The following is a 14917-nucleotide window of genomic DNA, read 5'->3' as shown; positions in this document are numbered from 1 at the left end:
AGTTTGCGGCTTTCAACACCTAATTACTGTTAATAACAGTTTCGACCTGATAACCTAGGCCATTGACTACAACTGATCGTGACATCATCCCAGTTTTATTTGAGGAGATCCCCGTGCGTGCCATCCGTACTACCGCAATCGCCGCGCTGACCGCCGTCGCATTGCTCACCCCCGGCCAAGCCTTTGCCCAGGAAACCGCAACCGAAGCAACCACCACCCTATCTTCGGAGAACTCCGCCGCAAGTTCCGACAGCAAGGACGACGGAAAGAAGAAAGACGACACCAACTCCGGCTCTGGCGCTAGCTCTGACGATAAAACCGATAAGGATAAGGGCAGCGCGCCTGGCCCTGGCTCTAATTCCGGTTCCCTCGATTTTGACGACAAAGGTTCCCTGATTCGCCTGGGTTCAATGGACGCCGACCACTTGAAGATCGCCACCGCCGTCGTTTCCCTGTTGAGCGCTATCGCTGGTGCGCTTGTTGTTGTCTTCAAGTTCATTCCTGGCGCCAAGGATTTCCTGCGTCGCTAACAACGCCAGGAAAGTCTCCGCAAGATTAAGTAGGTTTTCATGAAACGCACCCTCATCGCTTTAACCACCGTAACCGCAGTGGCCCTCGGTTCCATCGCGCCAGCCGTCAGCCAAGAAGCGACTGGTGAAACAACCGCCACGGCTACCGGCACAGCCAAAGCCACGGCAACAGCTACCGGCACAGCCAAAGCCAGTGAAACCACCACACCTGACGTTCCTTCCCCGAAGCCACCTGTGACGTCAAACAAGTCCTCCGACACTGGTTGGTCCTCTTCTGGAAGTACTCCCTTGGACCTGTTTCTCCTCGTCGGCGGCATCGGCACCGCAGTCTTCGCCGCGTTTCATATCTACCGGCTGGGACTAAAGGAATTTAACCGCACCATCCATGACGCACTCAGTTCCGGCCCGGGCGGCGCCATTTCCCAGCTGATCTCCGACCGGCTTTCCAGCGAAACATCTTCGCAGAACATCGCCCAATTCAAAGAGGCAACCGGGTCTTCCTAAAGCATCATCTACAACAAGCCGCAGCAGCCACCAATAATCCGTTGGCAGCTGCGGCTTTTGCGTGTCCGATCAAACTAGTGAGCCGTTACGGTGAACAAGCACGGCGGCGAGAACCACCACCGCCAGGAAGAATCCGCAGCCAACATACATAACCGCCGCGCTCATCCCGTAGGCTGACCACACCGGGCCGAAAATGAGATCGGTAACGGCCATCGCCATTCCGATTGCCGCGCTGAATATCGACCACTGCAAGTTTCGGTGTTCATCGGCGAAATTCTGGTGTGCGATGATCACTGTTGTCGTCAGACAAAAACTAATCACCACTTCCGTCAACAAAACCGCAACAATCGCGGTGACCGCACCCGGATACACCCCGAACGCCACGAAACTTAAGGACACGGCGCAAAGCCCAACCACCAACACGAGGCCTAAGCGCGAAGCGGAAAGCTTCCAGTTAGAACCCCACGCGCCCAGGGCTGCGCAGATCGTCATGAGCAGTAGCGACAAACCGTTGATTTCAACCCCGATGCCCGCTACTTCATTGAGCATCGGCTGCCAGGCAAACAGAATGACTGAGAGCAAACCAGCGGCGATCATCGACACGCAAAGCGCCACGGTCACTGTGCGGTTCCAACCAGTAGCAGCACGACCCAGAAATCCGGTGAACGTTGATGTTGTCGCGTGCTTCTCCGACTCGGGCCATCTCAGCGCCAACCACACAGCCAGGGTCACGAGAATCACACCGGCACCACCAACTAATTGGCGGAAGTCGAACACCCAGACACCGAAAAACACGACGGCACCGCCGCAACTGCGGCCGATCCACCCTGCAATGCTATGCCACCGAACCGCGTGATCCCGCCACGTAACTGCCTGCTGCGGAATCGCATTGATTGTCAACGACAACGGCGCACCCGAGTACAAGGCTTGCCCAATAGACCACACCGTCAACGCCCCCAGCATCAACAGCGGCATGGTTTCGGCGTAGACGAAGAGCACCAACGCCAGCCCCCACAGCGTCAAGCCGTAACAGGCGAGTTTCCGGTGTCCCCACCGATCGCCTAAGTCGCCGCTGAAAATCTCCACGACTGTTGCGATAGCCATCATGAGGAAAAAACCAACGCCTAATCGTTTCGGATCGAGGCCCGCTTCCAGCATCAATGTCACGTACACCGCGCCGAATACGAAATCGGCCAGCCCCACGAGAAACGCAAGCCACGCCAGGCGGGTGACCGCGCCTTTGTGGCGGTGTCGCTGCGGCACTGGTCTCCCCTTGTCGTTTCACATCTACTTGGTTGGGAATTGGCAAACTAAGCACTAGTAGCAATGATGCCATTAATCTGGCCCGGCGCGCAGCTAAACGCCGGAACCAGTGCTTAAGTGCCAGCGCCGCACTCAATCCTCGGCACGCTGAGACGTCGAAAAGCGGATTACCCCAAAATCCCGGGACCCATGGTTGCTTTCAGGTCGCCCATGAGGCTTGCGGAGCGATTAACGCGCAAGTGTTCGCCTAAGATAACCACCTTCGATTCCTCACCGCAGACCAGGTTCAGGTATACGTCCGAGTCGCCGCTATTGGCCAGCAGCACGCCTTTCAGCTTGGCAATATTAGCCATCGTGCATTGGTCGGTGCGCATTGTTAAACGCAACGGCAAGCCGGCACCATTGCCGGGACCTAATTCCGGAACCTTCATGTCGTCGCAGAACACGCCGAACCGATCATCACGAATGGAAACGTGGGCTTTGGCCAAGACGATATTATCTTCGACGATCTGCGGACCGACTATCGCATACACCTTGTTAAAGACCAACAGTTCCACCTGGACACCGTGCTGGTCTTCGATGGTGACGATCGCCCAGGGCGAACCGTCTTTCTTTGATACCCGCCGGTCAACGGCGGAAATGATGCCGCCGATGTGGACTTCCGCACCGTTTTTTAATTCCCCGGAAGCAATCAACGACAATGGGGTATCAATCTGGGCGTCTAGGGCGTCTTCGAACCCGTCCAGCGGATGGCCGGAGACGTACAGTCCCAGCATTTCTCGTTCCAGAGCCAATTGGTGTTTCTTGTCCCATTGATCGTCCGGAACCGTGACGTTGAAGACGTTCTGGGCGGTTTCGTCTTCCCCGCCGAACCCGGCGAATAGGTCGAATTGGCCTTTGTCCATGGCTTTCTTCGGACCGATGGCGGCGTCGACGGCGTCTTCGAATACCATCATCAGCCCCTTGCGGGAATGACCCATGGAGTCGAACGCACCGGCTTTAATCAGGGATTCCGTGACGCGTTTATTGCAGGCTGTCAGGTCGATCTTGTCCAGGTAGTCGGAGAAATCCTTATACAAGCCTTTGGCGTTTCGTTCCTTCACAATCGACGCCACCACATCTTCACCGACGTTACGCACCGCTCCTAGCCCGAAGCGGATGTCGGTGCCTACCGGCAGGAAGTTATAGGCGGATTCGTTCACGTCCGGCGATAGCACGGCGATGCCTTGGTGGCGGCAGTCGGCCAGGTAGATCGCGGATTTATCCTTTTTATCCGACACGGAGGTCAGCAGCGCCGCCATGTATTCCGCGGCGTAGTTCGCCTTCAGGTAGGCGGTCCAGTAGGACACCAGGCCGTAGCCTGCGGCGTGCGACTTGTTAAACGCGTAGGAAGCGAACGGTTCAATCGTTCCCCACAGGGCGTCGACGGCTTCTTTGCTGAATCCGTTTTTGAACATACCGGCGGAGAATTTTTCGTATTCTGCGGCCAGCACTTCGGGCTTTTTCTTACCCATCGCTTTCCGGAAACCATCGGCTTCGCCAGCGGTGTAGTTGGCCACTTTGCGGGAAATCGCCATGATCTGCTCTTGGTACACGATCAGGCCGTAGGTTTCGTCAAGGATTTCCTTGAGGTCTTCTTCCAGCTCCGGGTGGATCGGGGTGATCGGTTTGCGTCCGTTTTTGCGGTCCGCGTAATCCAGGTGAGCGCCCACACCCATCGGACCTGGTCGGTACAGCGCCAAGGAGGCAACGATGTCGTTGAATCCGGTTGGTTGCATTCGTTTCAGCAGCTCCTGCATGCCGCCGGAGTCTAGCTGGAACACGCCCAGGGTCTCGCCCCGCGATAGCAGCTCATAGACCGCCTCGTTGTCGGTGGTGAGGTTTTCTAGATCAATGTCCTCGTCGCGGTTGATCTTGATGTTTTCCAAAGCGTCACCGATGACCGTGAGGTTACGCAACCCCAGGAAGTCCATCTTCAAAAGGCCAATGGCCTCGCAGGCCGGATAGGGCCAGCCGGTAATCAGGGCACCGTCGGCTGGGCGTTTCCACATAGGGATGCAGTCGAGCAGCGGCACCGAGGCCATAATCACGGCGCAGGCGTGCACACCGGCCTGGCGGACCACGCCTTCAAGACCTCGGGCGGTTTCGTAGATTTGTTTAACATCGGGGTCGGTTTCGATGAGCTGTCGGACTTCACCGGCTTCCGTATAGCGTTCATGTTCTGGATCCATGATGCCCGCCAGTGGAATATCCTTGGCCATGATTGGCGGCGGCAGCACCTTGGTAATGCGGTCGGCAATCTGGTAGCCCGGCTGACCATACAGCGCACGCGCGGAGTCTTTCAGCGCTTGTTTGGTTTTCACCGTACCGAAGGTAATAACCTGGGCGATCTTGTCCTCGCCCCACCGCTCGGTGGCGTACCGAATCATCTCCCCGCGACGACGATCGTCGAAGTCGATATCAATATCGGGGGCGGAGGGGCGTTCGGGGTTGAGGAACCTCTCGAACAGCAAGCCGTGTTCCATCGGGTCGATATTGGTGATGGTGAGCGCATAGGCCACCAGCGCACCTGCGGCGGAGCCACGACCGGGCCCCACCCGAATTCCGATGCTGCGGGCGTGCTTAATCAGCTCGGCCACGATGAGGAAGTAGGAGGGGTAGCCTTTCATGTCGATCACGTCGATCTCGAAATTCGCCCGTTCGATGTATTCCCGCGGCACTTCCTTACCGGGGAACCGTTCCTGAAGGCCTTCCATCACCTGGTGCCGCAGCCACGTGGTGGGGGTGTGCCCTTCCGGGACGTCGGCGATCGGCATGCGGTCGTGGGGATGTTCGGCCCACACGGAGGAATAGTCTTGGACGCGTTCGGCGATCCACAAAGTGTTGTCGCAGGCGTCTGGCACCAGGTGATCCCAGATTTCGCGCATTTGTTCCGCAGACTTGACGTAGTAACCGGTTCCGTCGAATTTGAAGCGATCTGGGTCGCTCATGGTCTTGCCGGTCTGCACGCACAGCATCACCTCGTGTGCGTGCGCTTGGGATTCCAGAACGTAGTGGCAGTCGTTGGTGACCAGCGGCGGCAATCCGAGTTTCCGGCCGATTTCTAAAAGTTCGCTCCGCACCCGGTTTTCGATGTCGAGCCCGTGATCCATGAGTTCGAGGAAGTAATTGTCTTTACCGTAGATGTCCTGCCACATCGCGGCGGCTTCAAGAGCTTTGTCGAATTGTCCAAGCCGGAGCCGGGTTTGCACATCGCCGGAAGGGCATCCGGTTGTGGCGATGATTCCGGTGGCGTGTTCGGCGATCAATTCCGCATCCATGCGCGGCCATTTACCAAGCTGTCCTTCATAGGACGCCATCGACGAGAGGTAGAAAAGATTATGCAGACCTTCGGTGGTTTCGGCGATCATCGTTTGGTGCAGGTAGGCACCGGAGGCGGAGACGTCATCGGACTTTTGGGATTCGTCACCCCACCGTTGCCGCTTCATGTCGAAACGTGAGCCCGGCGCGAGATAGGCTTCAATGCCGATGATCGGTTTGATGCCAGCTTTGGTCATGGCGTGGTAGAACGCGTCGGATCCGAACATGTTGCCGTGGTCGGTCATGCCGACGGCGGGCATGCCTTGGCGTTTTACTTCTTCGGCGAGGAGATCGACTTTCGCCATTCCGTCCAGCATGGAGTATTCAGTGTGGTTGTGGAGATGGACGAAGGAAGATTTTTTGGCCATGGGGCTAGTTTAGTTATCGTGTCAAGCCTTCGTCATGCTGCGGATGTCTCGGTGTGTCGACGCTTGCTTTTCGACGTCGACAGGCGGCGGACACTACGATGTAGCCTATGATTTTTGCGCTGGCGGCTTATCTTTTGTGGGGGCTATTTCCGGCATTCTTCCCGTTATTAGAGCCCGCCTCCCCGGTGGAAATTATCGCCCACCGCATCGCCTGGACTGCGGTGATTATGGTCGGGGTGGTTGTTGTTACCGGCGGTTTCCGCCAGCTTCGCACAGCGTCGCTGAAGCTGTGGCTGCACATCGCGGCGGCTGGCGGATTGATTGCGGTGAATTGGTTGGTGTACGTGATGGCGGTTAATTCCAGCCACGTCGCGGACGCCGCGTTGGGGTATTTCATCAATCCGTTGGTGAATGTGCTTCTCGGCATTGTGTTTTTGCACGAGCGGCTGCGCCCAGCCCAGATGGCAAGCATCATCATCGCGGCGACTGCCGTGGCGATTCTGACGCTTCTTGCCGGGCAGCCGCCGGTTGTCGCATTGCTGTTGGCGTTTTCTTTTGGGTTTTATGGTTTGGTGAAAAAGCGGATTCCGCTGCCGGCCAGTGTGTCGTTGGCGGCGGAAACCTTGGTGTTAGCCCCGGTAGCGATCGGATACATTGTGGTTATTGAAGCCACCGGCACTGGCACGTTCTTAAGCCACGGTGCAGGACATAGTCTTCTGCTTGTCTCCGCAGGATTGGTGACGGCGGTTCCGCTTTTGCTTTTTGGGATGGCCGCCAAGCAGGTGCCACTGTCGACGATTGGCATGCTGCAGTATTTAACGCCGACGATGCAGATGTTGTGGGCGGTATTTGTCACCCGGGAACATATCGAACCCATCCGCTGGGTGGCGTTTAGCATCATTTGGGTGGCCGTTATCCTCTTCCTTTTCGATACGTACCGCCACCGCCGCACCCCACGCCCTGCCAGAAGCGCATCTGTCAGTAGCGAACCGGACGAACCGAGAACTGGTTCCACGCCGCGTCCGGCGGCAGAATCTCCACCGCCGCCACCGCCGGGTCATGACTGAGCCTGGCAAGAGCCGAAATTCGATCGCGCACCACTACCCCAGTGATCTTATCTGCGGGTAGGTTGTGGATGTGTAATTGCTGGACTATCTGATCTGCTCGGCTGGTGTGCACGGGCTCAGGAATACCCACTACCGGATTGTCTGGGATCTGGATGGCGTTGACTCGCGCAATGTTACCCACCACGGCTCCAGCAACCTGCGCTGATTGCGCTGGGCGAAAAGTCACCAAAGCATAGCCGATATAGTCGCCGTTAGACTGAGCCGAGGCGATAGATTCCGTGGCGCGGCGAACATATTCATCAAAACTTTCGGATGTTTCTTGGCCGAGACTGTCGCCGTTAATCCGCATGGGTTTTGCCACCCGGTCACTACCGGAAAGCACCGCTACCGCCGCCAGCAAAACGACGCAAGAGAATCCGGCGATTGCTACTCGCCACCGGTCGATTGTGTCCACAATGTATAAGAGTGCAGCACCTTATAATAAAAAGCCAAAACCGCGCAGCTTCAGCGATTGCCGACCGTGAAAGGGCGACTTATGCGGTGAGAAAAAGCTGCGCGGAATCTAGAAAATTATGGGTTACTGGTCTTATTTGGGTCGATATCGCAGGTGGACTTACCCAGAGCTTTGTAGATTGGGCAGAAGCCGATGATCGCGGTGACCAGGAGGATAACCGACAAAATCCACAAGATGAAGGTCACCAGCGCGCTGCTGGTGAGGAAGCTACCGAAGCCCACCAAGAAGGAGGCTACAATGCGGATAATGCGGTCTTGATTAGAAAGATTCTTAGTCATTCCATGTATGGTATTCCGACATCGGAAAAACACCAGCCATTGTGGCGCAAAACACAAGATAACCTGCGCTTTTCCTCACCCTAAAGTGGTAAACCACTAAAGCTTCTAATTATCAACCCGCAAGACATCAAGCGCGTGCTGCAAATCCGGCGGATACGGTGAGGTGATCTCCATCCACCTACCGTCGGCCGGGTGGTGGAACCCAAGAGTCACCGCGTGCAGCCATTGCCTAATAAGCCCTAAGCGCTTGGACAGATTCGGGTCCGAACCGTACATCGGGTCACCGCAACACGGATGATGCAAGGCAGCCATGTGCACCCGAATCTGATGAGTACGGCCAGTTTCTAAATGAATCTCCAACAGCGAAGCTTCCGCGAACGCTTCCAAGGTTTCGTAGTGAGTAACGGCGTGTTTGCCGTCGCTGGTCACCGCGAATTTCCACCCGGATGATGGGTGCCTGCCGATCGGCGCTTCGATCGTTCCGGTCAGCGGATCCATGTGCCCCTGCACCAAGGCATGATACGTCTTGGACACGGTGCGTTCTTTAAACGCACGCTTAAGCACCGAATAGCCCCGTTCGGAAGCCGCAACCACCATCACCCCACTCGTGCCCACGTCCAAGCGTTGCACGATGCCGTTTCGCTCCGGAGGGCCGGAAGTGGAAATCCGGAAACCGGCCGCAGCTAGGCCACCGACAACCGTCGGGCCGTCCCAACCGACGGTGGGGTGGGCAGCCACACCGACGGGTTTATTCACCGCGATCACATCGTCATCGGAATAGAGAATGTCCATTCCTTCAACAAGTTCTTCTTTGGGCAGCAAGGGTTTCTGCGGTTCTGGAAGCAGGACCTCCAGCCAGGAACCGTCGTTAAGCTTGTCCGACTTCGCCACCTGCTTGCCATCGACGGTCACATCGCCCGCTGCGGCAAGATCGGCCGCAACTGTCCGCGATAACCCCAGCAGCTTCGATAATGCTTGATCCACCCGCATGCCCGCCAGCCCCTCGGGGACCGGCAGGGACCTAAATTCCCGGCTCATTTCTCCCCCTCCTTACCGGCGCTAGCGATCCGCGAGTGGCGGCGCTCCTCAAAAAGCATCGCGGCGATAAACAGAACCACCCCGACCGTGATCGCCGAATCCGCGACGTTGAAAACCGCGAAATTGCCGACGGAAATAAAGTCCACCACGTGCCCCAGGAAAAACGCCGGCTCCCTAAACAATCGGTCGATAAGGTTACCCAACGCACCGCCACCGATCAGCGCCAACCCGAGCGCCGACCAGCGGTCTTCTACCTTGCGGGAATAGATGATGACGCCTAATAAAAAGGCGATTTGAAAACACGTAAATAGCCACGTTGAGCCGGAGCCGATGGAGAACGCCGCGCCGGGGTTAAATAACAGACGGAACCTAAACCAATCCCCGATTATGTAGATGATGTGACCGTCGGAAAGCAGGCGCAGCATCGTAATTTTGGTTGCTTGGTCAATCACCGCCACTGCCACGATGACGATCAGCATAAACGCAACAAATGATCGGGTAGTTCTCCTGTCTGTTTTAACCACCCGTCTATCTTTTCAAATACACACCAGTCTGCGCCACCTCAGAGGTAAACAACCTCGCTACAGTGGTGAGGGTGACTGATTTTCCAACGTTTGCCGACCGCCGCCCCAAGCTACAACCCGAAGCCGCCAATGAGCGTGCTTTTCGACGCCGCACAGCACCACATATATTGCTGTGTTGCGTTTTCTCCGCCAGCATTCTGTTTGCTTCTGCTTGTTCCGAAACCGACACCACCCCCAACGTCGCGGTGGAACAACCCGTGGGTGTGCAGTTAGAAACCCCACGGATAACCCTGACCGATCCCGGCACTGGCCCGTTGCAGGTGATCGAATTTGCCGACGTTGACCAGAAGAAACAGAAACTCACGCTCAGCATCGCCGACGGCTTCACTCAGTCGATTACCACCCCGGATAAAGTCACCGAAGAAGCCGACGATGCCGCTAAACCCAGCAATACGTTTAGCGCGCCGGTGACCGCACACACGCTAGCGGCGGAAAACAGTGAATCGTCAAGCCGCAGCGTGTTCTTAGAGCTGGACACTCCCACGTTAACCGGCGATATCACGCAGAAAGTGACCGATATTGACACCGCCCGGGGCTTTGCCTTCGGCTGGTTTGCCAATAACCAAGGGCAGGTTTCGTCGCTGAATTTCACCGCACCGGTAACCGCCAGCGATGAGGCACGTGCGATTACCGAACAATATCTCAGCGCCCTGGTGGGGATCCCCATTGTTTTCCCCACGGAAAAGATCGGTACCGGCGCAACCTGGATCGTGGAATCCCGGATCACCGGCCAATCCGCGATGCTGCAGACCATCACTTATACCCTGAAAAAGCTGGACGAAACCGAATCCGGCACCACCGTCACCCTTGATGTCGATGTTCAACGCCGCCCGGCGCTGGGCGCATTGCAATCGGAAGAAACCGACGACGAGCTGAAAGTGCTTTCCGCCACCACCACGAGCGAAGGCACGTTGGAAGTGAACCTTTCCCAGCCGCTGCCGAGCTCCGGCGACATAGAAATGACCACCCGGGTGGTCTACGGTGAGGAAAACTCACAAGTCCGGGTGGTGCAAGATACCGCCACTGCGGTGAGGTTTGAAAGCCGTTAACGCTTCACGGTCACCGAGTCGATGGTGACGGTTTCGGCTGGTGGGCCGTCGAAAAGCCCGCCCTGGGCGCCGCGATCGGTGATGGTTTTCAGCGTTTCCATGCCCTCAGGTTTGATCGTCCCGAACAAGGTATACGCTGGCGGCAGCTGCGAATCCTGGTAATTCAGGAAGAACTGGGAACCATTGGTATTCGGCCCAGCATTCGCCATCGCGATGGTGCCCGCCTTATACAGATCGGTTCCGGCGGATTCCGCCTCCGTCACCGGATACTCATCGGAAAACCTAAAACCCGGACCACCGCTGCCGGTGCCGGTGGGGTCGCCACACTGCAGCACGTAGATTCCCTGGGTGGTTATCCGGTGACACGTGGTGCCGTTGTAAAAACCGTTCTCCGCCAGATGTGCAATGATGCTGGTGGTGCACGGCGCTTTGTCCGCGTCCAAGGTCACCGGAATATCGCCAGAATTGGTGGAGAACGTCACATCCACCGTGCCTTCGGCCAAAGAATCCGGAACCAGCAATTCACCTGTGGCACCTTCAGCGGTGACACCGCACTTGTCCGCCACGGAGTTAGCCGCGGCCGTATCAGTGGATTTCTCTGAAGAACAGGCCGTTACCCCCAGCGACAGTGCGGCAACGGCGACAACGAAATGGGTTTTCAGTCTACGCATGGCGAACAGTCTAGCCCACCGGAGCCCATCGCCTATCCGAAACAATGAATCACCAGAACAACGGCGGTCATGGCAGACCTTTATTGTGATGGTTTTCGGCCGCACCCCTTTCCGCCGTCAGTCTTGACTAAACATATTAGAAAGTTTGCATGACGACATCTAGCGAGTACCAGATGTGACCACATGGACAAAAATATATTCATAGTGGCTAAATGTCGCCCACAGTCATACCCGATAATTAGTCTCGTATTGATTGGAAAAGTACTTGATCGGAAGAATTACGAACGGTTCCCCAGTTCATCCACCACGCAACCGCACCCCCAACACCACAAAACCGCCGCAACCTGATGCATTCACCAGGTTGCGGCGGCTTAAAGTTAGCCTATCAACCTCAGACGACTTAGTTAGCAGGCGGTTGATCCGCAGGAGGGGCATCAACCGGTGCATCCGCAGGTGGGGCGGGCTCCTCAATTGGGGCTTCCGCAGGTGCTTCCTCCGGAACGCCAGCATTAGCATGGCACATCGGTGGAACCTGCTCCGGCTCCACGGTGTTGGTAATCAAGGTACAAGCCCACGATTGGGACAACTTCCACACGCCGTTCTCGTAGACGAACTCAACGTTCTCCGCAGGCTGCGCCTCCCGATCCGGCAAGGTGAAATTCACCGTGGCCAATACTGAATCTGGGGTATAACCCGGAAGGATCGGCTGAACCACCTGGAAATCGGCTCCCGATTCCTGCTTAGACCGGGCCATGGTTTCGAACAATTCTGGGGCGGCCTCACCGTTTTGTACGGTCTGGGTACGCTGTTCGATCGGCGCATTCGGATCGGAGGCCAATGCCAGAATCGCATTGAGTTCTTCCGCGGTTGGCAAAGACAACGGCGCGGTCGCCGAGGCGGTGCTTTCTGCGCTGGAGCTACCGGCGTCAGACGTTGCCGATTCGTCACCAGAACACGCGGCCAAACCCCACACAGTCACCGCAGACACGGTTGCAACAAATAGTTTGGAAAACTTCACAGAAAACTCCTTTAAAGTTCTGCATCCACTCGGCATTTTTCTTCTTAGCCAAGCGCAACAAAATGCACCACACTTTCATACAGATCCCGTTTTGACCCATAAGGCGATGCGGTGGGATGGGCATCAATCTTTTACTACGAAATGGTAACGCCTAAATCTGAATTTCGCATAAACCTCACCATAAACGTGCGCACAATAACACAATTTCTACACGCTCCCCTAGGCCACACCCCACCGCGATCACCACGGAAACCCGCAGCTACACGCACCGTTAGGCGTCGAAAAGCTCCGCTAAACCTCACCCCCCACACACCAACAGCAAACCTGATAATAAAATTAACGCGGTTGGCGATCCCCCACCCCCAAATCAAAAATATGGCACTCTTTATACCCATGACCACTACCCAAGCCCTCCCCAAAGTAGTAGTAATCACCACCGGCGGCACCATCTCCTGCACCACCGACCCGAACGGCGCGCTCATTCCCACCGTTGACGGCGCAACACTGGTAGCACCCGTCGCCGAACGATTCGCCGGAAACCTCGACGTCGAAGTCCAGGAATTAAACCGGCTTGACTCCTCCGCCATGACGTTCGCGGACATCGACGAAATCGTCGCCGCCTGCCACAACGCGCTTGCCGATCCCACCGTCACCGGCGTTGTGGTCACCCACGGCACCGATTCAATGGAAGAAACCGCCATCGCACTCGATACCTTCCACGCCGACTCCCGCCCCATAGTGCTTACCGGTTCCCAAAAACCACATGACCACCCTGAATCCGACGGTTTTACTAACCTCTTCGAGGCAGTCATGATCGCCTCCGATACTTCCGCCCGCGACATCGGTGTCCTCATCGTCTTCGGCCACGCGGTCTTACCCGCCCGGGGTGCAACCAAATGGCATACCACCGACGAACTCGCCTTTGCCACCAACGCCCCTGAGGAACCACCCCGCGCCGACCTCGTTGCCACCACCGCTCTTGCTCGCACCCGCGTCGACATCATCCATGCCTACCCCGGCGCGCCCCGCACGCTTGTCGACGCCGCCCTCGCCGCCGGTGCCGACGGCCTGGTGATCGAAGCGATGGGTTCTGGAAATGTCGGCACTGAAATGGGCGTCGCGCTGGGCGAAGCCTTAGACAACGGCGTTCCGGTTGTCATCACTACCCGAGTGCCGCGCGGCGATGTTTCCGGCACCTACGGTGGTGCTGGCGGCGGTGCCACCCTGGCGGCCAAAGGCGCAATCGGTTCCACCTACTTTCGGGCCGGACAATCCCGCGTCCTGCTTGCCATTGCTATTGCCAGTGGTGTGAATCCGTTTACGTTGTTTTAAAACCGACCGAATACAAGCGACTGAATACAAACTCTAGAAACGTGCTCTGGGTGTATCCTGCGTGGTGCGAAATCCCTAGGAGCACGTTTTTGGAAAGAGCCTTCCGCGTCGTTGCCCGGGCTTTAAGCGCTGAACACCTCTCAACAGTTTTGCCCCGGTTGGGGGTCGTTACATGGTAGCTGGACGCAGGGCGCGAAGCTTGCGGTATGCATGAGGATAATCCACCAACCACCGCCCCGCCTACCGCCGCTGGGCGGGACTTAACTGCTGGTTTTCCCGCCGGTACCGCCGTCTCGTTGCCCAAACGCCGTGACCGTGATCGAGTTTTCGCACGTCGAATTGTCGGGTGCGCCCGAATTACAAAGGTGGGGTATTCGGGGCACATTTGTTGTGAGTTCTTGTCTAAAATAACCACGTAATGTGGAAATCGTCGGTGGGTTGTCATTGGCGTTTTCCAAGAAATCACAGCAAGCTGAAAGTGCACAATGACTGATTCTGTAGACGGTTGGATTCCTGCTGGCGACTATTTTCTCAAGCTGGAAGACGGGCGGATCGTCGCCCGGAATGCAAAGGGAAAAACCTTAAAATCTGTCCCGGCGAAGGTGAAAAAGACTCCCGAATTTGAGCAGTTAACCGGCTTGGTTACCGTGTTGGCGCAGCACGATGAGGAATGCGCAGACAGCGTTCGGGGGTGGTTCCTAGGGGGCCACAGCATTCCGGTTATTGCGGTCCAGCAGGTATGGCCGGACCCAATCTGGCGGAAATATTTGGAAAATCTGGTGGTTACTGACGGCACGGTGGTCGGGTTGCTGCGCGGGGTGACCGACACTGGTTTGGCGATCGTGGATTTGGACGGCGAGTCGGTCACCTGTGAATCGGAAACGATTTCGATTCCGCACCCAGCAGTGATTGAGGATATTGATGATTGGCGGGAGTTCGCCTCCGAACTGGGCGCCCAGCAGGGTATCGATCAATTGTTCCGGGAAATTCACCTCAAGCCCGCCGATGCGAAGTCGCTGCGTGAGCAGGTACGCAAGTATCAGGACGGCACGTTTGAACAGGCCTCGCATGTGATGAGCCGAGGCCGCAGCGGTGGTTTCCGCATGAATCTGTATTCCGCCAGCGTCGAAGTTGCGGAAAACGACCAATTGGTCACCGCATTCTTGCAGCTTGAGGCCTATGATCCGTTCGACGAGGCCCAGCTTGGGGTTTTGAGTTTCAGCGTTAATGAAACAGACATGAATTTGGAGGACGTGGGCCCGATCGCGTGGAGTGAAGGCATCCGCATGTGTGAGTACTTGTATGCAGGTCGCAAGGTGGAAAACGCTGAGGAGAACTAAT

15 protein-coding genes are annotated in these 14917 nt (G+C 56.7%); 7 read left to right on the top strand and 8 right to left on the bottom strand.

Annotated elements, in window-relative coordinates; translation table 11 throughout:
• Positions 1 to 62 precede the first annotated feature (62 nt).
• Both Q4D85_RS08835 and Q4D85_RS08830 read left to right on the top strand, forming a co-directional pair.
• The gene (locus Q4D85_RS08835; RefSeq protein WP_303199776.1) at positions 63 to 530 is read left to right on the top strand and encodes a hypothetical protein; all 468 of its coding nucleotides are present in this window, start codon (positions 63 to 65) and stop codon (positions 528 to 530) included.
• A 39-nt stretch (positions 531 to 569) separates the two neighbouring features.
• A complete protein-coding gene (locus Q4D85_RS08830; protein ID WP_303199774.1) occupies positions 570 to 1034 on the top strand; it encodes a hypothetical protein in 465 nt (154 codons plus the stop codon).
• A 69-nt stretch (positions 1035 to 1103) separates the two neighbouring features.
• Here Q4D85_RS08830 and Q4D85_RS08825 read toward each other — a convergent pair whose 3' ends face one another.
• Together Q4D85_RS08825 and dnaE are read right to left on the bottom strand one after the other, a co-directional pair.
• Positions 1104 to 2297, bottom strand: coding sequence for an MFS transporter (locus Q4D85_RS08825; protein ID WP_303199773.1), 1194 nt, complete (start codon positions 2295 to 2297; stop codon positions 1104 to 1106).
• 167 nt (positions 2298 to 2464) lie between these two features.
• On the bottom strand, positions 2465 to 6025 hold the full coding sequence (gene dnaE / locus Q4D85_RS08820; RefSeq protein WP_303199772.1) for a DNA polymerase III subunit alpha: 3561 nt from the start codon (positions 6023 to 6025) through the stop codon (positions 2465 to 2467).
• Positions 6026 to 6132: 107 nt separating this feature from the next.
• Here dnaE and rarD point away from each other — a divergent pair, with 107 nt between their 5' ends.
• Positions 6133 to 7092, top strand: a complete 960-nt coding sequence (rarD, locus tag Q4D85_RS08815; RefSeq protein WP_303199770.1) for an EamA family transporter RarD — start codon at positions 6133 to 6135, stop codon at positions 7090 to 7092.
• On the opposite strand, the gene Q4D85_RS08810 is transcribed toward rarD, so the two are convergent.
• The 4 genes from Q4D85_RS08810 to lspA form a co-directional block, all read right to left on the bottom strand.
• A complete protein-coding gene (locus Q4D85_RS08810; protein ID WP_303199768.1) occupies positions 7004 to 7546 on the bottom strand; it encodes a hypothetical protein in 543 nt (180 codons plus the stop codon). The genes rarD and Q4D85_RS08810 overlap by 89 nt on opposite strands.
• Positions 7547 to 7662: 116 nt before the next feature.
• Positions 7663 to 7884 (bottom strand): DUF2892 domain-containing protein, encoded by a 222-nt coding sequence (locus Q4D85_RS08805; protein WP_303199767.1) that lies wholly within the window; start codon positions 7882 to 7884, stop codon positions 7663 to 7665.
• Positions 7885 to 7989: 105 nt separating this feature from the next.
• Positions 7990 to 8922: an RluA family pseudouridine synthase gene (locus Q4D85_RS08800; RefSeq protein ID WP_303199766.1), complete on the bottom strand. Its 933-nt coding sequence runs from the start codon at positions 8920 to 8922 to the stop codon at positions 7990 to 7992.
• The gene (lspA, locus tag Q4D85_RS08795; RefSeq protein WP_303199801.1) at positions 8919 to 9401 is read right to left on the bottom strand and encodes a signal peptidase II; all 483 of its coding nucleotides are present in this window, start codon (positions 9399 to 9401) and stop codon (positions 8919 to 8921) included. The genes Q4D85_RS08800 and lspA overlap by 4 nt, the downstream gene beginning before the upstream one ends.
• A 116-nt stretch (positions 9402 to 9517) precedes the next feature.
• On the opposite strand from lspA, the gene Q4D85_RS08790 reads away from it, so the two are divergent.
• On the top strand, positions 9518 to 10555 hold the full coding sequence (locus Q4D85_RS08790) for a hypothetical protein (protein WP_303199765.1): 1038 nt from the start codon (positions 9518 to 9520) through the stop codon (positions 10553 to 10555).
• On the opposite strand, the gene Q4D85_RS08785 is transcribed toward Q4D85_RS08790, so the two are convergent.
• Together Q4D85_RS08785 and Q4D85_RS08780 are read right to left on the bottom strand one after the other, a co-directional pair.
• Positions 10552 to 11226, bottom strand: a complete 675-nt coding sequence (locus Q4D85_RS08785; RefSeq protein ID WP_303199764.1) for a peptidylprolyl isomerase — start codon at positions 11224 to 11226, stop codon at positions 10552 to 10554. The two genes, Q4D85_RS08790 and Q4D85_RS08785, sit on opposite strands and share 4 nt — an antisense overlap.
• Positions 11227 to 11626: 400 nt before the next feature.
• Positions 11627 to 12244, bottom strand: a complete 618-nt coding sequence (locus tag Q4D85_RS08780) for a hypothetical protein (protein ID WP_303199763.1) — start codon at positions 12242 to 12244, stop codon at positions 11627 to 11629.
• A gap of 393 nt (positions 12245 to 12637) precedes the next feature.
• Here Q4D85_RS08780 and Q4D85_RS08775 point away from each other — a divergent pair, with 393 nt between their 5' ends.
• The 3 genes from Q4D85_RS08775 (at position 12638) to Q4D85_RS08765 (ending at position 14916) form a co-directional block, all read left to right on the top strand.
• Positions 12638 to 13576, top strand: a complete 939-nt coding sequence (locus tag Q4D85_RS08775; RefSeq protein ID WP_303199761.1) for an asparaginase — start codon at positions 12638 to 12640, stop codon at positions 13574 to 13576.
• A gap of 206 nt (positions 13577 to 13782) precedes the next feature.
• Positions 13783 to 13995 (top strand): hypothetical protein, encoded by a 213-nt coding sequence (locus Q4D85_RS08770; protein WP_303199759.1) that lies wholly within the window; start codon positions 13783 to 13785, stop codon positions 13993 to 13995.
• A 66-nt stretch (positions 13996 to 14061) separates the two neighbouring features.
• On the top strand, positions 14062 to 14916 hold the full coding sequence (locus Q4D85_RS08765) for a DUF4132 domain-containing protein (RefSeq protein WP_303199758.1): 855 nt from the start codon (positions 14062 to 14064) through the stop codon (positions 14914 to 14916).
• Position 14917: the final 1 nt, after the last annotated feature.

Origin of the sequence: Corynebacterium sp. (assembly GCF_030532965.1) — a bacterium.
In the GTDB taxonomy this organism is placed as follows: Bacteria; Actinomycetota; Actinomycetes; order Mycobacteriales; family Mycobacteriaceae; genus Corynebacterium.
The sequence above is the reverse complement of the archived record's forward strand: the minus strand, read 5'-3'. Positions and strand labels throughout refer to the sequence as shown.